14 protein-coding genes and 1 pseudogene are annotated in these 17029 nt (G+C 51.7%); 8 read left to right on the top strand and 7 right to left on the bottom strand.

Annotated features, from left to right (window positions below; genetic code table 11):
- Positions 1-285: 285 nt before the first annotated feature.
- Positions 286-723, bottom strand: a complete 438-nt coding sequence (locus C7A19_RS09780) for a DUF411 domain-containing protein (RefSeq protein ID WP_116644802.1) — start codon at positions 721-723, stop codon at positions 286-288.
- Positions 724-735: 12 nt separating this feature from the next.
- Positions 736-3678: a heavy metal translocating P-type ATPase gene (locus C7A19_RS09785; protein ID WP_116644803.1), complete on the bottom strand. Its 2943-nt coding sequence runs from the start codon at positions 3676-3678 to the stop codon at positions 736-738.
- A 103-nt stretch (positions 3679-3781) separates the two neighbouring features.
- Here C7A19_RS09785 and cueR point away from each other — a divergent pair, with 103 nt between their 5' ends.
- On the top strand, positions 3782-4243 hold the full coding sequence (gene cueR / locus C7A19_RS09790) for a Cu(I)-responsive transcriptional regulator (RefSeq protein WP_069361075.1): 462 nt from the start codon (positions 3782-3784) through the stop codon (positions 4241-4243).
- Between the two features lie 3 nt (positions 4244-4246).
- Here the strand turns inward: cueR and C7A19_RS09795 are convergent, their stop codons facing one another.
- The 3 genes from C7A19_RS09795 to tesA form a co-directional block, all read right to left on the bottom strand.
- Positions 4247-5101: a co-chaperone YbbN gene (locus tag C7A19_RS09795; protein WP_077485372.1), complete on the bottom strand. Its 855-nt coding sequence runs from the start codon at positions 5099-5101 to the stop codon at positions 4247-4249.
- 432 nt (positions 5102-5533) lie between these two features.
- Complete coding sequence (locus tag C7A19_RS09800) at positions 5534-6379, bottom strand: SDR family oxidoreductase (RefSeq protein ID WP_077520249.1); 846 nt, start codon at positions 6377-6379, stop codon at positions 5534-5536.
- A gap of 11 nt (positions 6380-6390) precedes the next feature.
- Complete coding sequence (gene tesA, locus C7A19_RS09805; RefSeq protein ID WP_116644804.1) at positions 6391-7005, bottom strand: multifunctional acyl-CoA thioesterase I/protease I/lysophospholipase L1; 615 nt, start codon at positions 7003-7005, stop codon at positions 6391-6393.
- Here tesA and C7A19_RS09810 point away from each other — a divergent pair.
- Complete coding sequence (locus tag C7A19_RS09810; RefSeq protein ID WP_077599560.1) at positions 7004-7690, top strand: ABC transporter ATP-binding protein; 687 nt, start codon at positions 7004-7006, stop codon at positions 7688-7690. The genes tesA and C7A19_RS09810 overlap by 2 nt on opposite strands.
- On the top strand, positions 7680-10121 hold the full coding sequence (locus tag C7A19_RS09815; RefSeq protein WP_116644805.1) for an FtsX-like permease family protein: 2442 nt from the start codon (positions 7680-7682) through the stop codon (positions 10119-10121). The genes C7A19_RS09810 and C7A19_RS09815 overlap by 11 nt, the downstream gene beginning before the upstream one ends.
- Before the next feature lie 129 nt (positions 10122-10250).
- Here the strand turns inward: C7A19_RS09815 and C7A19_RS09820 are convergent, their stop codons facing one another.
- Entirely contained in the window at positions 10251-11147 is an 897-nt protein-coding gene (locus C7A19_RS09820) for a TIGR01777 family oxidoreductase (protein WP_069361070.1), read from the bottom strand.
- A 226-nt stretch (positions 11148-11373) separates the two neighbouring features.
- On the opposite strand from C7A19_RS09820, the gene C7A19_RS09825 reads away from it, so the two are divergent.
- Genes C7A19_RS09825 through C7A19_RS09840 form a run of 4 tightly spaced genes read left to right on the top strand, consistent with a single transcriptional unit; the run spans position 11374 to position 13657 of the window.
- On the top strand, positions 11374-12099 hold the full coding sequence (locus C7A19_RS09825) for a DUF1538 domain-containing protein (protein WP_046073676.1): 726 nt from the start codon (positions 11374-11376) through the stop codon (positions 12097-12099).
- Entirely contained in the window at positions 12096-12878 is a 783-nt protein-coding gene (locus tag C7A19_RS09830) for a DUF1538 domain-containing protein (protein WP_116644806.1), read from the top strand. The genes C7A19_RS09825 and C7A19_RS09830 overlap by 4 nt, the downstream gene beginning before the upstream one ends.
- Positions 12879-12887: 9 nt before the next feature.
- Positions 12888-13238 carry a P-II family nitrogen regulator gene (locus C7A19_RS09835; protein WP_025674528.1) on the top strand — a complete coding sequence of 117 codons (351 nt, stop codon included), beginning with the start codon at positions 12888-12890 and terminating at the stop codon, positions 13236-13238.
- Complete coding sequence (locus C7A19_RS09840) at positions 13235-13657, top strand: CBS domain-containing protein (protein WP_116644807.1); 423 nt, start codon at positions 13235-13237, stop codon at positions 13655-13657. Before C7A19_RS09835 ends, C7A19_RS09840 begins: the two co-directional genes overlap by 4 nt.
- Before the next feature lie 255 nt (positions 13658-13912).
- Here C7A19_RS09840 and C7A19_RS09845 read toward each other — a convergent pair.
- Positions 13913-14174, bottom strand: a pseudogene (locus tag C7A19_RS09845) (transposase); the annotation flags it as partial.
- Positions 14175-14375: 201 nt separating this feature from the next.
- On the opposite strand from C7A19_RS09845, the gene C7A19_RS09850 reads away from it, so the two are divergent.
- Positions 14376-16691: a hypothetical protein gene (locus C7A19_RS09850; protein WP_116644808.1), complete on the top strand. Its 2316-nt coding sequence runs from the start codon at positions 14376-14378 to the stop codon at positions 16689-16691.
- Positions 16692-17029: the final 338 nt, after the last annotated feature.

Raw genomic sequence — 17029 nt, forward strand, 5'->3', positions numbered from 1 at the left:
GGTTCGAATCCCTCTTCACCGACCACTATTCAGGTAGTGGAGAGCGCATTTGGTCGGGGTCCGGAAGCCGGTCCAATCAAATCCCTCTTCACCGACCAACGCAAAACCCCAGCCTTTTGGCTGGGGTTTTTTCATGTCAAAATGGAGCATCGGAGTTATGCTTGCAGAGGGTCGGGGTCCGGAAGCCCGGCCCCGCGGAAGGCCGCCCCATCGAATCCCTCTTCACCGACCAACAAGAAACCCCAGCCGAGAGGCTGGGGTTTTGTCGTTATAGTGGCAGGGTGTTTATGGCTTTGGGTAATGCTGGAAGGCTTGTGTGTTGCCTGCGTCATCAAACGCCATCACTGTGTAGGGCTGGTGGCGTTCGCCATATTCCATGCCTGGCGAGCCGATCGGCATGCCAGCGACAGCGAGACCTTCTAACCCAGTATTGGTAGCGAGTAGCTTTTTCACCTCTTTGGCTGGCACATGCCCCTCAATCACATAGCCGTTGATACGTGCGGTATGGCACGATTGCATCTCCGCGGGCACGCCCATTTCTTGCTTGATGGACGCCATATCGTCATGCGGTTGAACTTCCAGCTCAAAACCGGCTTGCGTCATGTGCTCAACCCAATCGTCGCAACAGCCACAGCTGGGCGATTTATACACCACACCGCTCGCGGCCATCGCTGAGGCACTCATCAGACTCACGGTCGCTGCAAGTAGTTGTAAACGCTTCATTCTCGCTCCTTGTTACTTATTGTTTGATTTTATTTTGAAAAAACGTAGTCGATTGGCGTTGGTGACAACCGTAATCGAAGATAGCGCCATCGCGCCCCCTGCGATTACTGGGCTGAGCAACATGCCAGTGAATGGATAAAGGATGCCGGCCGCGACTGGGATCCCTAAGGTGTTATAAATAAAGGCACCAAAGAGGTTCTGCTTCATATTGCGCACGGCGGCTTGAGACAAAGCAATCGCGTTAGCCAATGCCCCCAGGTGCTGGTGCATTAGAGTGATTTGCGCACTTTCTATGGCAATGTCACTGCCACTGCCCATAGCGACACCCACATCGGCTTGTGCGAGTGCCGGGGCGTCATTAATGCCGTCACCGACCATCGCCACACGCTTGCCTTGCTGTTGCAGCTGTTGAATTTTTTCCGATTTACCATCGGGTAGCACCCCAGCAATCACGTGATCAATCCCTAGCTGACGACCAATGGCATTGGCCGTATCAGGGTGGTCTCCAGAGAGCATGATCACTTCGAGCCCTTGCGATTGCAGGTTGGCAATCGCCTCAATCGCATCGTCGCGAATAGGATCACTGACGCCAATCAGCGCTTGCACGCTGTCTGCATTGGCAAGATAGATGGCAGTCTCGCCACGCTGAGTCATGGCATCGATGTCACTTTGATAGGAGGCAGTCTCGATCCCTTGTGCGTCCATCCAGGCTTGGTTGCCAATGAAGTAACGCGTACCATCAATTTGCGCCTGGATCCCCTTGCCAGACTCGCTGTTAAAGTCGTTTGACGTTGGCAGTGAGAGATCCTGTGCCTTGGCATAATTAACAATGGCCTGCGCCAGCGGATGCTCAGAATGCTGCTCCAGCGAGGCGGCGATCGCCATTAAACGTTCTTGGTCGCCGTTAATCGCTTTTACATGGGTCACTTCGGGTTGGCCGCGTGTCAATGTCCCCGTTTTATCAAACACTAGCGTGTGAAGTTTGGCCGCGGTTTGTAGCGCATCCGCATCACGAATTAATACTCCGACTTCGGCAGCGCGACCGACCGCCGCGGTGACCGATAAAGGCGTGGCGAGGCCAAGCGCACATGGACAAGCGATGATTAGCACCGTGGTGGCGGTGACTAGCATGTAGCTGACCGACGGCTCGGGGCCGACAACATACCAGATAGCCGCTGTAACCAATGCAATAGCGACCACGATGGGTACAAACACCGCGGAAATGCGATCGGCAAGCTTGGCCAGCTCGGGTTTACTGCTTTGTGCTTCGCGCACTAAATCGATAATACGCGCCAGCATGGTATCGCTGCCCACACCAGTGGCTTTAAACGTCAGGCTCCCTTTTTGGTTGACTGTCCCCGCGTGCAGCGTGTCTCCCTGCTGTTTGCTGACCGGTACGGGCTCACCCGTGAGCATCGACTCATCAATATAGCTGCTACCATCAACCACTTCACCATCCACAGGGACTTTGGCACCCGGTTTCACGCGCAGCGTCATGCCTTGTTCCACATCACTTAATGGGCGCTCGGTTTCTTGGCCATTTTCAACCACTAGGGCAGTGGGCGGCTGCAAATCAAGTAGCTGGTCAAGCGCTTTGGAGGTATTGGCACGCGCACGCGCCTCAATCGCATGGCCTAAGCTGATTAAACCAATGATCATCGCTGAGGCTTCAAAGTACACATGACGCGCCTGCTCGGGGAACAAGGCAGGGGCGAGCACCACCGCGGTAGAATACAGCCATGCTGCGCCTGTCCCGAGAGCCACCAAGGTATCCATGGTAGCCCGTTTGTGCTTCAGTGCTTGCCAGGCATTGGCGAAGAAATGACGCCCCCCGGTAGCGAGCAGCAAGAGGATAAGGATGGCCACCGCGCCCCACGCCCACTGATCTTGGCTGGATTGAATGGTCATACTGCCACCCAATATTCCCCAAGCCATAATCGGGCCACCCAGGCCCAAGCCAGCGATCGTGCTGCGTTTAAAGTTTTTCAATTCCGCGGCTTGTTGGTGCTGCTGGCGCTCGCGACGATCATTGTCATCCTCGACTTTCTCAGCGCCATAGCCGGCGTTTTCCACGGCCTCAACGATGGTGTCAGGTGCGGCATCACCTTTTACAATCGCACTGCGCTCGGCCAGATTCACACTCACATTGGCCACGCCATCCACACTGCTGATGGCAGTTTCAACACTTTTGACACAGCTTGCGCATGTCATGCCAGATAACACAAACTGCATACGTGAATGGCTGGATGAGGTTTCAGTGCGTGGCGGCGTTTCGGCCTGTTGGTCAACCTCAGTGGTCGTAGTTTGAGGTTGATGCGGCTCGGTGGATGAGGGCATTTCTTGGCTGGGGTCGATGAGTGTGGCCTCAAAGCCTAAAGATGCGATCGTTTCAATCAGCGTCTCGGCGCTAAGTGTCGTGCGTACGGTCGCCGCGTCTTTGCTGACTTGGTAGTCAAAAACCGCATCGTTTTCATCGAGCGCACGCTCTACTTTCGCCACGCAGTGCCCGCAGCTTAACCCCGATAATGCCAATTCATGCTGATAACCAACTTGATAGCCAAGGTTCTCAATGGTTTGGATGATGGACGCCAAGCTCAAGCTGGTGTGAATATCTGCATGAGTTTTACTGACCGAATGAGAAAATACCGTGGGCTGCTCGTCCAGCGCTGCTTCGACTTTGGCCACACAGCGGCCGCAGTTTAGCCCGCTTAAGACCAAGTGATAATGCTCACCGACCTGATACCCGAGCGCTTCAATCGCGTTGACTGCTTGGCGTAGTGGGTACTCAGTGCTCTCACCCAGGGCTTCTAACGACACTGACTGGGTATCAATGTTCTCAATGCGAATCCCGTCGATACCCTCAAGCGCTTTTGTCGCTTTTTTTACACAGCCTTGGCAGCTTAAGCCACTCAGCGGCAGTGTGTAGTCGGTGATGTGAGTGTCGGTGGTGGTCATTGCCTCTCCTTATCGCCTGACATGATTCGATGTTGGCGTTTGTCGCAACGTCAGTTAGGCTAAACTGTAAACCTTATAGCTACTGGAAGGTCAAGCGAGAAAAATGAAGATTCAGCAAGTGGCAGAGAAAACTGGCCTCACCAGCAAAACCATTCGCTTTTACGAGCAGAAAGGGCTGATCACGCCGCCGCATCGAGCGGAAAACGGCTATCGCGATTATCGCGAGCAGCATATCAATGAGCTGCAAATGATCCGCCGTGCGCGATTAGTGGGGTTTACCTTGGAAGAAAGTGCGGATTTGTTAGCGTTATCGCGCGATCCGTCGTTGCGCAGTGCCGATGTCAAAGCGCGCGCCGAGACAAAATTGGTAGAGATTGATGAGAAAATGGCAGAACTGGCGGCAATGAAAACCACACTGCACGCTCTAACGCAGGCCTGTCCGGGAGATGGTGACGCGCAGTGCCCGATTATCGAAGCACTGCGCGGTGACAGTGAGCTAGGCGAGTTGGACACCAGCTCCTCAAGTTGTTGCGCGTCAGGGGCTGAACCACCCGCGACAAACTAACCTTTAGTAAAGCAGCGAATAGAGCTGACGACGATAACGCGACGCGACTTCATTGCCTTGGCCGAGTGCGGTAAGAATATCCATCAGGGTTTTCTTGGCTTCACCCTCGCCATGATTCATGTCGCGGCGAAGAATGTTCATCAGTAACTCCAGCGCCTCTTCACTGCGATTAATTTGATTATATTGCACCGCCAACTCATAGGCGACGTTGGCGTCGTCTGGGCTTTCTTCGAGTTGGGCCTGCAGACGGCGGATTTCAGGGGCATCAATCGCTTGGTTATGCAGCTCAATTTTTGCCACCAAGCTTTTGTAGGTGGCATCTTGATCTTGCATCAGCACGGTGTCGAGCAGCGCTTGCGCCGCATCAAACTGATGGGTCTCGACCAAGCATTCCGCCATCGCCAGTTTATACTCGCCTTTATCGCCGTGACTGGTTTCCAGTGGCTTTAAAATGACCAAGGCATCGGTATAGTTGCCTTCTGCCATGAGCTGACGCGCTTGCTCGAACGCTTGATCTTCTTGACTAGGTAGGTGCTTATCAAGCATTTCGCGCACTGTGTCGTAGTTTTGTGGGCCAGCTAAACCGTCTACCGGCTGACCGTCTTTAAACAGCGCCAGAGTTGGCAGCGCACGGACGCCAAATTGCGCGGCAATCATTTGTTGCGCTTCGCAATCGATGGTTGCAAGGGTAAAGGTGCCATGACTGTCGTGAGCAAGTTGTTCGACGGTGGGTTTTAGCTCCACGCTTTCGGGCATCATGTTCGCCCAAAAGTACACCAATACGGGCGTGCGAGACGATGACTCGAGAATTTGCTGAAAATTATGCTCGGTTAATTCGACAATATAGTTTGCGTTCATCATGGATCCTGACCAAGTGGATTTTCCTTAAGGGTGGGGGCAAACGTGCAGAAATTCAAGCAACTGGGCCTGTATTTGGGCGTGTGATGGCGGATCGAACCGAAAGGTGAAAAGGGGCGAGACGTAACAGCTACGAAAAAGCCACCCGAAGGTGGCCTATTTCGTCGGTCTGCAAGCGAAGTCATTACAAAGCAAGTGCGAGTTACAACACGAGCACCACGCACAAAGCGACGCTCAAGCAGAGCCAGTTCAATTGATGCAAGGTCATCAGCCGGCTCCTTTATGATTGTTATCGAGGATGTTGCGTTGTCGATGGACAGTGTCCTAACGGACGTTGTCCACCAGTGACTACCAGATTAGCGCTCGTCTATGACAAAAGTATGACAAATGCGACAGCAGCCACGCTTTTGTGGTGTTTTTTTCGCTGTTGCATCAACCGCCTTTGAGCAATACCCGATCGAGCCAACGACTGGGAAGGAGCCGTTTGAGGATTGCCATCCAAACCGTCGGTTGGGTCACGCGATAACGCACTTTGGGGCGAGGCGAGAACAAGGCATGTGTCAGCGGCGCGACAAGCGCGTCGGCAGGCAGGGTATATTTGTTGCCGCCCTCGTCCGCCGCGAGGCGGTCAAGTTGGGCTTGGTAGGCCTGCTGATGACGGCTTTTATTGGGGTCGACCCAGTGTTTAAAGGCGCTGAGCGCATTGGCACGAAATGCCGTTTCAATTGGGCCAGGCTCAATCAAGCTCACCTTAATCGGTGTGTCGCTCAGCTCTAAACGCAAAGTATCGGTCCAGCCTTCGAGGGCAAACTTGCTGGCGTTATAGGCGCCGCGATATTTCAATGCCACGATACCCAGCACCGAGCTGTTTTGCACAATGCGTCCTTCGCCGTAATTAAGCAGCATCGGCAATAAGGCTTGGGTTAAATGGTGCCAGCCAAACACGTTGGTCTCAAACTGAGCGCGTAAGGCATCGGTGGGCAAATCTTCCAGCGCGCCGGGTTGGCCATAAGCACCGTTATTAAACAGCGCAAAAAGCTTGCCACCCGTCATTTGCTCAACCGCCTCGACTGCTTGGTTGATGCTGGCCGTGTCTGACACATCCAATTGAATACAGGTTAAGCCTTCTCGCTGTAACCGGCTGACATCGTCTGGCTTTCGGCAACTGGCAATCACCGTGTGCCCTTGCTCATGCAAGGCTTTGGCGCAGGCATAGCCGATGCCGGTGGAGCAGCCAGTGATTAAAATGGCGTTATTAAGCGGTGAGGCAGTGTCCATAAGATCCCCGTTCATGATTGAGTTGCGTCAGACAAGTAAGGCGCGAGTTTTTCTGCCATAAAATCGGCAATCCAAGCTTGTGCGGCGGGCATCGGGTGAATGCCATCATCACGCATCCATTCAGGCTTTTGGATCACAGTCTCCATAAAAAAGGGCAGCAAGGGGGTTTGTGTTTGCTCTGCCAGTGTAGGATAAATATCAGCAAACCCTTGTGCATAGCGCTGACCATAATTAGGCGGGATTTGAATTTGCACCAACAAAGGCATGGCATCGGCGGCGCGGGTTTGAGTGATCAATTGCTTAAGGTTGTCTCGTATACGATTAAATGGCCAACCGCGTAGGCCATCGTTGCCGCCGAGTTCAATCAGCACCCATTCGGGTTGGTGGCGTTCTAATAATTGCGGCAGACGCTGCAGGCCATTGGCGGTGGTGTCGCCAGAAATACTGGCGTTAATCACCTCAACTTCGACATTATGTTCTTCGAGCGCGCGCGGTAGCTTAGCAGGCCAGGCTTGTTCAGCCGCCATTTGGTAGCCAGCGCTTAAGCTGTCACCAAGGACAAGGAGCGTTTGTGCACTGGCACTGCTCACCCACAAAAAACACAACAAAGTAAGGATGCGTAACATGGCCTCTCCTGTTATTCGAGCCGAAAAAATTGCAAAACATGTCGTGACACGCGAACAGCCGCTTACCATTCTGCAGGATGTCTCGCTACAAATCGAGGCAGGCGAGTCGATTGCATTGATGGGCGTGTCCGGCGCAGGAAAATCCACCTTAATGACCTTGCTTGCAGGACTAGATACGCCCAGTGAAGGCGAGGTCGATCTGCTCGGCCACAAGCTTTCCACCTTGGATGAAGATGCGCGCGCGGCGCTGCGAGCCGAATCGGTGGGGTTTGTGTTCCAAAGTTTTTTACTGGTGCCCTCACTGAACGCGCTTGAGAACGTGATGCTGCCGCTGACTATTCGCGGTGAGGAAGAAGATGAAACTCGCGCCAAGCAACTGCTGGCCTCGGTAGGGTTACAAGGACGGGAAACACACTTACCTTCACAGCTCTCTGGCGGGGAGCAACAACGGGTGGCTCTGGCGCGCGCCTTTATTATCCGCCCGCACGTGTTATTTGCCGATGAGCCGACCGGCAACCTCGACCAAAAAACCGCGGCGACCATTATCGATTTATTGTTCGAACTAAACGAAAAGCATGGCACCACCTTGGTGTTGGTCACTCACGATCCGGCGCTAGCCAAGCGTTGTCAGCGTACCTTGATGATGGACAGCGGCAAACTACAGGAGCGAGTGAATGGCGAGTAAAAACGGACTACTCAATCGCTGGGCGTGGCGCGAACTGTTACACGGGCAAATTTGGCCAGTGGCGGTGGCGCTGGCACTGATCATCACCTGTGTGTTTGCGCTGTCGGCATTGGCCGATCGCATCGAAAACGTGCTCACCCAGCAAGGGCGCAACTTGATTGCCGCCGATACCGTGCTGCGTACTCGTCAGCCGCTTAACACCGAACAAATTGAGGCGTTTAAACAAGCCGGCGCCACGGTATCTGCACAAACCCGCTTTGGCACCATGGCATTCAGCGAGCAAAAGATGCAGCTGGTGAGCGTGAAAGCGGTGGATAGCCTGTATCCGTTGCGTGGCGACTTGGTGCTGGAGCAAAACGGCCAAGCGATTGGCGGTGACCGACGTATTCAACCCGGTGAGCTATGGCTGTCTGAGCGGGTGTTCAGTTTGCTGAGCGTGAAACCCGGCGACAGCGTTTCGATTGGTAACCTTGATCTCAACGTCAGCGGCACCTTGGCCGCTGAGCCGGAGCTGTCGTTTAACCCCTTTAGCCAAATGCCCGCGGTGATGATGCATCGCGATGATGTGCCTGCCGCTGGCGTGGTACGCGAAGGCAGTCGGGTGCGTTACCGCTACTTTTTAACCGGTGACGAGCCCAGCCTAAGCGCGGCTAAAGCCAGCTATACGCTGCAAGATGGTGAGCGCTGGGTGGATGAAAACACCTCCGATCGCACTGGCGATATGCTGGATCGCAGCCGTCAGTACTTGTCGTTAACCGTGGTGCTGGTGATTGTGATGGCCGCGGCCACCTTAACCTTAACCTGTCAGCACTATGCCAAAAGTCGCGCGGACTTGGTGGCGATGCTAAAAAGTCTCGGCGCCAGCCAACAATGGGTGCGACGCTGGTTGGCAAGGCAGTTAACCTTATTGTTTGTCCTTGCCACCGCCGTGGGGTTAGCGGCGGGTTACACCCTCGAAGTGCTATTGCGCTTGCCGCTGACCGATGTGCTGCCCTCGCCATTACCAAGCTATGGCTGGGTGCCTTGGGTACTCGCGCCCGGCGTCGCGCTGTTGGTGGCGCTGCCTGCCTTGGGCGTGCCGCTGCTTAAGCTGCTGGATGCGCCCGCGTTGGCCGCCGTGCAATCGCAGGCGGCTCGTGGGCGTCGCCGTCGCGGCACCGCGGCTGTTTTAATTGCGATACCGGTAGGGGCACTTGCGCTGTGGGCGTTCGACAACACCTTGCTATGGACAGTGCTGGGGGCGATGGCGGTAATGATCGTCTTGCTGGCGCTGGCAGGGTTAGGGCTGCTTAGGTTGGTGAAATCACGGGTGCGCGCGCCGTCGGTCAAGCTCGCTTTAAGCCGAATTACCCGCAACAAGCTGGCTAGCAGCGTGCAGTTAGGGGCGCTAGCGATCTCCTTTATGCTCTTGGCCATTATCTGGCTGCTCCGCACCGATTTGCTTGCCGATTGGGGGCGGATGCTGCCACCCGATGCGCCTAATGTGTTTGCGGTGAATATCGCCCCGAGTGAGCAGCAAGACTATGTGGGTGAACTCGATGACGCCAGCCTGATGCGCTCCGATGCCTACCCCATAGTGCGTGGCCGGCTGGTGGGCAAAAACGGTGAGCGCTACCAGATCCCTACCGATGAAGCCGAACGTGATGAAGCCGATGAGGCTTTGCGCCGCGAGCTTAACTTCACCTGGCGCGAAACCTTGCCATCACACAATGAGGTGATTGTCGGAGACTGGCCGACTGAGAATGGTGTGTCAGTGGAGGCCGACATTGCCGAGCGCTTGGAGATTGAGATAGGCGACAGCCTGACCTTTAGCGTCACCGGGCAAGACTTTACCGCCACGGTGAACTCGATTCGTGAGGTAGAGTGGCGCAATATGCGGCCTAACTTCTACTTTATTTTCGACCGCGAGACACTCGCCGACAAACCCGCCAACTGGCTGGTGAGCTTCAGGCTCGATGAATCGCAAACGCCTTTGCTCAATCGGTTAGCGCGGGAGTATCCGACCGTCACGCTGCTTGATTTGCGCACCATGAGCAGCCGTATTCAGTCGATTTTGCGTCAAATTGGCTTGTCGCTTTCGGTGTTGGCTGGGCTGGCGGTGATCAGCGGCCTGTTACTGCTGCTCACCTTGCTGCGTATTAGCTTGAGCGAGCGTCAGCAGGAGATAAACCTCTATCGCACCTTGGGCGCTAGCCGCACCCGTATTCAGCGTACCTTATGGAGCGAGTACGGCGTAATGGCCTTTGTGTCTGGCCTGATGGCGGTGCTGGGCGCAGAAGCGGCGATGGTTGGCTTGCTTAAGTGGGGCTTTGAAATGGAGGTACGCCTGCACCCAGAGCTTTGGGCGGTGTTGCCAGTGTTGGCGGTGGCGCTGGTGTTTGTCACGGTCGCCTCGATGCTGCGTAAACTGATTGATCCGCAACGGCGTTAACAGGGGCGGTAAGCATCCTTGTTTCACGCATAACAAAGCGGGTATCAAGAAAGTTGATACCCGCTTTTTTGTATACAACGTCTAGCAAAATCCGGCTAATAACACCGCTTGTGCGAAAGACAAAAGCCGTTACTTAAACAAAGACTGCATCGCTTCTTCCACCTTGGGGTGCTGGAAATTAAAGCCCGCGTCCTCCAACGCATGGGGCAGGGCGCGCTGGCTATCGAGCAGCAAGTGCGAGGCTTCACCCATCATGGTTTTAATCGCCAAGGTAGGGACAAAGAACACGTGTGGGCGTTTTAAAGCACGGGCAAGCGCCTGACTAAAACGTTTATTGGTGACCGGCTCTGGCGCGGTGCAGTTAAACGGCCCTTTAAGCTCAGGGGTATTGAGCAGGTGGATAATCGCGCCGACCATATCATCAATATGGATCCACGGCATGTATTGCTGGCCTTTACCAATGGGGCCGCCAAGGCCAAGTTTATACGGCAGCATCATCCGTTTGAGCGCGCCACCTTCAGCGCTTAACACCACGCCGGTGCGCAGCAAGCACACCCGCGTGTGTTGCGAGGCACCTTTCAAGGCAATTTTTTCCCATTGATGACACACATGCTGGGCAAAATCATCGGCATGAACCACCAAGGTTTCGTCAAAGCTGCGATCTTGCTGATCGCCGTAATACCCTACCGCCGAGCCGCTGATAAAGGTGTGAGGTGGGGTGCTGCTGGCATGGATTTTCTCGACCAGCTTTTCTGTCAGCCCCCAACGGCTGGTGCAGATGATGCCTTTTTGCTGCTCACTCCAGCGTTTATCGGCAATCGGCTCGCCCGCCAGATTGATAACCGCATCAATATCATTCAGGTGAGGGAGGTCATCAAGGCGCTCTAACGGCGTGACTTTATCGCCAAAGCACTGGGTGACCTTTTGCTTCGAGCGCGATAACACAGTGACCTGATGCTCGGTCAGCAAGCGAGGAATTAACGCCTGACCAATCAGGCCAGTGCCGCCAGTGATTAACAGTTTCATGCCTGATGTCCTAACGTCGAGTAATGGGTGATATAGATAACGCTAAGAGGGTTTTAGACTTAGCGCAAGTGATTGCTTTGTATCCTGTTACGTATCGCAACCAAAATCGGTTTGATCGCGCAGTTTTCTCTTCTACCCCTCGCACGCCAAATTGGGAGTGCTAACATAAATAGGCACATAAAAGGTGTGTTTTAAATTTTACTACGCAGGGAGTCATGTCGCCTACATGCAAGCGTTATTCAAATCATTGCTAGGAAGCTTTCGCGATCTCTTACCCATCATCCTAGTGATTGGTTTTTTTCAAGTGATTGTTCTGCAACAACCGCTGCCCAACTGGATTTCGATTACCTTTGGCTTGGTGCTGGTGGTCGTGGGGCTGACCTTATTTGTATACGGCTTAGACATGGGGCTATTCCCGATTGGCGAATCCATGGCACATTCGCTGGCCCACAAAGGCAGTTTAGGCTGGTTAATTGCGTTCGCGTTTTTGCTCGGTTTTGGCACCACTATTGCGGAACCGGCGCTCACCGCGGTGGCGGCGGAAGCGGCAGATGTCGCCGCTAACGGCGGGATGATACACACCAGCGAAGCGGCCAAAGACAGCTATGCCAACGGCCTGCGGCTAACCGTGGCGCTTTCGGTTGGTTTTGCGATTGTGCTGGGGGTGGTGCGAATCATGAAAGGCTGGCCGATCCACCGTTTAATCATTGGCGGCTATTTGTTGGTAGTAGCAATGACCATGGTCGCACCGCCCAGCATTATCGGCATTGCCTATGACTCGGGTGGGGTGACCACCTCGACCATCACGGTGCCGCTAGTCACCGCGCTCGGCGTGGGGCTGGCAACCGTGATTAAAGGGCGTAACCCGATGGTGGATGGCTTTGGCTTGATTGCCTTTGCCTCGCTATCGCCGATGATCTTCGTGATGGCCTACGGCATGGTGGTGGCATGAACAATCCACTCACCTTGTTTCTCGACACCTTTTTCTCCACCGTGCGCGATGTGATCCCGATTATCGCGATCATCTTTGGCTTTCAGCTGTTTGTATTACGCAAAGCGCTCAACAACCCCAAACGGATCTTTCTTGGTTTTTTCTATGTGATCTTGGGCTTAAGCCTGTTTTTAATGGGGCTTGAGCTGGCGCTATTCCCGCTGGGGTCGTCGATGGCCGAGCAGCTCACCGCTTCCGATTTTGTAGGCGCAGCGCTCAAAGCAGGCGGCGAGATTAATTGGCAAGCCTACTACTGGGTGTATCTGTTTGCCGCGGCGATTGGCTTTAGTACCACAGTGGCTGAGCCCTCATTAATCGCGGTAGCGATCAAAGCGGCCAAAGTTTCGGGCGGGGCGATTCGGGTGAACGGCTTGCGGGCCTCGGTGGCGCTTGGCGTGGCAATAGGGATTGCCTTGGGGTGTTATCGCATTGTGGTGGGCGACCCGCTTCATTATTACATCATCACCGGTTATGTGGTGGTGGTGATCCAAACCTATTTTGCCCCGCCGTTTATCGTACCTTTGGCCTATGATTCTGGAGGGGTCACCACCTCAACCGTCACCGTGCCCTTGGTGACAGCGCTGGGGTTGGGGCTAGCCTCTACCGTACCGGGAAGAAATCCGATGCTCGACGGGTTTGGCTTAATTGCGTTTGCCAGTTTGTTTCCGATGATCACCGTGATGGGCTATGCCCAAATCACAGCCTATTTACAGAAAAAGCACGCACAGCGTTCATCGTAAGGAGAGCCTATGCGGTTCAAATTGATCATGGCGTTTATTGAAGATGCCAAAACCGATGCGGTGCTCGATGCCGCCAGACAAGCCGGCGCTACCGGCGCCACCATTATTAACAACGCGCGTGGCGAAGGCTTGGTGAAAAAGAAAACCTTTTTAGGGCTGACGCTGGATGTGCAGCGGGACGTAGCCATCTTCCTGGTGGAAGAACACTTAGCGCGCACCATACTCGAAACCATTAATGACGTGGGTGAGTTTGATGCCACCTCCGGCAGTGGTATTGCGGTGCAAATTGATGTGGAAGATGCCGTGGGCGTGGCCCACCAAATGCGAGAATTAACCGAAGTGGTGAAGGACGAGTTATGAAACAACATAAAACGGTAAGAGATGTGATGCATGCCCATGCCGTGTGTATTGATGGGCTCACCACAGTCGAAGAAGCGATCCGCATTGCACGCCAAGAAAATGTCAAAGCACTGATTATTAATAAACGCGATGATGGCGACGAGTTCGGCCTGGTGTTAATGAACGACATTGCCAAAAAAGTGCTCGCTAAAAACCGCGCACCATCACGGGTGAATGTTTATGAAATTATGACCAAACCCGCGCTTAGCGTCTCCCCCGATATGAATGTGAAATACTGCGCCCGTTTGTTCGAACGCTTCGGCATCAGCCGCGCCCCTGTTATTGAAAACGGCCAAGTCCTCGGCATGGTCAGTTATAACCTGATCGTGATCTACGGCATGCTCGCGGAAGAGGTGGATAGTCAGCATAGGAAGGATTAGGGGGCAGATGGTGGTTTTGTAAGGAATGGGGGCTAGCTCATTTGTGCCCCATTTCGTGCCAGCGTCAATAACCTTACAAATCACGAAACGATGGCTTGACCTACTTTTTGTCTGTGTAATGTCTAGGGTCTGTTGACCTTTTGAGATAATTTTTGCAGCAGTTTGTGGGTTCTTTGTGCAAGGCAGAGGCTTTGAATTGTAGGAGCCTACATGATAAGCCGCCCTAGTAAATTGGAAGCTTACTAGGGCACACCAAAGAGGTATGTTAGCTAGCCTAAATACAGACCCTAGAAAACCTTGCAACGCTCTTAATGGCATAGAGAAAACGCGTTTTACCACTAGAGCTGTAGTAATGGCTAAGTCACTAAATCGGCGAGGCCTACCGTGCTTGCTCTGTTTGCTTTGATTACGCTTGCTTATGGTTTCTTCATCGATCACAGAAAGTGAGTGAACCTCGGTTGATTAGGGCTTTGTTGTACTGCTTCCAGTTGGTTGTTTTGTAGAGAGTTTTTGGCATAAGGGCACGGTTATTAACTGATGTAGCCGATCAGATCGTAACTTCCTGGTTTAGTTCCATAGAATTACGCAAGGCCGTGTCAGTATTTTATTGTTGAAATATAACTCATTATAAAAAAGGAAATAATAAGCCTTGCTCTATGAATGGTGATAGTATGATTTCTTATAAAGTGGTCGATTAAACTTGAGTTGAGCTAGTGTTATGGGTAAAAACAGCAAGCAGCGCAGAGATTTAAAGAAGAAGCGGCGCGGAAGAAAAAACAAATCATCATTCAATAGTGTTAGCAAAGATTCATCACCAGTATTTCAAATGATGGAAAATCCCTTTGGTGACATGACTGATGAACAGCGCAGGAAAATGGTCAGAACACTCGAAGCAAAGAGCAAGGAACAGGTGACCGGCGCGCTTGATTGCATTGACAAGATATTTAGAAAGCATGACCCAATAGGGTTGATATCTGTCGTAGCTGCTTATGGGCTGTGCGTTGGTGCATCGGATGATGGGATAGAATCTAACCGCTCTCGTAGTGGGATTGAGCAAGCTCATTTAGAGATACTTCAAGCGTTGGCTTTAAAAGTGCCAGAAGAAAATGTTGGCTTTTACCCTCCAACCCCCGAGGTGATTGAAGAGATTATTGATAAAGTCAAAGAGCTTAGCACTGCTTTTACTTTTAGTCGTATGAGCGAAGATGGATTGAATTTATCTCCAGAAGACGGTGCCATTAATCTAATTCAGGAAAAGCTGCGGGGTCATACTCAGATGGTTAGAAACTGGGGTTTCCATTCGCAAGTCAAAACCATAAGCAGAGAGCTTTACTCGGGCTTTGACGGTATGCTAACCAAGGAGTTAGGCTTTTCTGTATCTAATATTCTCGATGTATTTGAATCACTTACAATCACAATGGAGTCAAAGCTATCTAATCACTTTGAGTCAATAGCAAAGGTAAGGCGCAGTAAAAAGCCCAAAGAGATCGTAATTGAATATCACAAGCTCATTGGTAAGGGTGAAGAAGAGGCGGAAGCATTTCTTAAAGAGTTTAATGTTGCTAGTTTAACGGAGGAAAACGCATTTTCTCTATGTTTAGCTCATTATGATTTGAGAATACCTGACATTTACCTCATAGATTTTCAAGAGTTATCAAAAACTGTTGGTTTGGATGAAAAGGTAGTTCGGAGCATAGTCGACTATTTCTCACTTAAAATAGGAGACTTACACAAACAGAATGAGCTGTTTTTCTTCTTGAGCAACCCTGCATGGAACAAGCCAATAATACGTTCAGGGGATGAGTTCTACAGTATTCTACCGCAACTTTTTTTCAGCTTTGTGTTTGTGGTTATGGATGACATCATCGAGATGTTTGATAAAGATGGATTGCACAAACGCAGAGCCACCTACCTTGAGAGCAAGATTGAGGAAATTGTAAAAAGAAGGTTTCCTGACTCCAAAGTTGTGAGTGGAGTTAAGTGGGTTAAAGGAGAGTCCCAGTTTGAGACCGACTTGATAGCATTTATTGACTCTCATGCCATTATCATTGAGGCGAAATCACAGAAAATCTCGAAACCTGCATTAAGGGGGGCTCCTGCTCGTATTAGAAGGCATCTGGAAGAGATTCTTATAGAGCCGAGTGTGCAGTCTCATCGTCTAGAGCTTAAGATAAACGAACTAAAATCAGGTAGCGGCTCTATAGAGGACTTTGTCGACGATTTGCCGGTAGATATTTACGAGATTAATAAGGTTATTCGTGTTTCAGTATCACTTGAAGATTTTGCGACATTACAGTCTAACTTGCGCTTGTTTGATGCTACAGGATGGGTGCCAGATGATTTCGCGCCATGCCCTTCGATGAACTTAGGTGACTTTGAGATATTATTCGACTTGTTGGAGCACCCCGTTCAAATAGTACATTATCTATTGCGTAGAGCAGAGATTGAGAACACCTATCAATTTATAGGTGATGAGCTGGATTTTATGGGATTATATATCTCAAATCTATTCAATCTGGGTAATCTCACAAAAGACGCTTCGACAGAGATTGTGCTCACGGGTATGTCAGAATCACTAGATCTTTACTACATGTCAAAAGATAAAGGAATACCGACGCCTAAACCTCAGCCAAAAATTACACCTTGGTTTAAAAATGTATTCAATAAACTAGAGGAAAGGTCAACACCTCGCTGGAGTGAGATTGGTAGTGTTCTCAACAGGTTCCCACCAGATGACCAAATAAAATTATCACGCCACATTAAAGACCTGACAAAAGTAGTGGAAAAAACTTGGCAAGTCGAAGGGCATAAGAACAGCTTAATATATAACCCAGCAGAAAGCTCAGAGTATGCTTTAGCAGTAGTGCTTTTCAAGAATGCTAACCGCGAGCGTAGGTATGAGTACGTTGAGAATGCACTCTCATTAGCCTTGGAACCCAAACATGTTAAGCATTGTTTGATTATTGCAATTAATATTGATGATGAATCTTTGCCATATCACTACATTGCTTTCGCTGAAGATGCGGAAGTGTAGTGAATAAGGGAATTTGGCCAGCCACATGTAGGCTGGTCGTATAGTTGCAATAGTAGAAGTAACCCGAAAAATCAGAATGCTTTATGGGCGTAACTCACATTTGTCCATTTCCAAGTAAGAACGACGTCCTACTTATTCTTTTCGCATTACTCCAAAGTCCGCATTGTTTAGTGCGGGCTTACTCATTTCACAGTATGTCCAGCTGGGCGAAATTTCGCCTTTGACGACAGCGCCGCTATCGCCACAATGACCCCAGTGACTTAGACCCACCAAGCCTCAACTTCACCCCTAAGTAAGCGGTTAATAAACCGGTGAACGCCTACTCGACATCACTGAGA

This window comes from Salinivibrio sp. HTSP, from assembly GCF_003390965.1.
GTDB lineage: Bacteria > Pseudomonadota > Gammaproteobacteria > Enterobacterales > Vibrionaceae > Salinivibrio > Salinivibrio kushneri.

Coding starts and splice junctions, on each gene's coding strand:
- C7A19_RS09780 (WP_116644802.1), bottom strand. CDS start 723: ATGAAGCGTTTACAACTACTTGCAGCGACCGTGAGTCTGATGAGTGCC.
- C7A19_RS09785 (WP_116644803.1), bottom strand. CDS start 3,678: ATGACCACCACCGACACTCACATCACCGACTACACACTGCCGCTGAGT.
- cueR (WP_069361075.1), top strand. CDS start 3,782: ATGAAGATTCAGCAAGTGGCAGAGAAAACTGGCCTCACCAGCAAAACC.
- C7A19_RS09795 (WP_077485372.1), bottom strand. CDS start 5,101: ATGAACGCAAACTATATTGTCGAATTAACCGAGCATAATTTTCAGCAA.
- C7A19_RS09800 (WP_077520249.1), bottom strand. CDS start 6,379: ATGGACACTGCCTCACCGCTTAATAACGCCATTTTAATCACTGGCTGC.
- C7A19_RS09810 (WP_077599560.1), top strand. CDS start 7,004: ATGGCCTCTCCTGTTATTCGAGCCGAAAAAATTGCAAAACATGTCGTG.
- tesA (WP_116644804.1), bottom strand. CDS start 7,005: ATGTTACGCATCCTTACTTTGTTGTGTTTTTTGTGGGTGAGCAGTGCC.
- C7A19_RS09815 (WP_116644805.1), top strand. CDS start 7,680: ATGGCGAGTAAAAACGGACTACTCAATCGCTGGGCGTGGCGCGAACTG.
- C7A19_RS09820 (WP_069361070.1), bottom strand. CDS start 11,147: ATGAAACTGTTAATCACTGGCGGCACTGGCCTGATTGGTCAGGCGTTA.
- C7A19_RS09825 (WP_046073676.1), top strand. CDS start 11,374: ATGCAAGCGTTATTCAAATCATTGCTAGGAAGCTTTCGCGATCTCTTA.
- C7A19_RS09830 (WP_116644806.1), top strand. CDS start 12,096: ATGAACAATCCACTCACCTTGTTTCTCGACACCTTTTTCTCCACCGTG.
- C7A19_RS09835 (WP_025674528.1), top strand. CDS start 12,888: ATGCGGTTCAAATTGATCATGGCGTTTATTGAAGATGCCAAAACCGAT.
- C7A19_RS09840 (WP_116644807.1), top strand. CDS start 13,235: ATGAAACAACATAAAACGGTAAGAGATGTGATGCATGCCCATGCCGTG.
- C7A19_RS09850 (WP_116644808.1), top strand. CDS start 14,376: ATGGGTAAAAACAGCAAGCAGCGCAGAGATTTAAAGAAGAAGCGGCGC.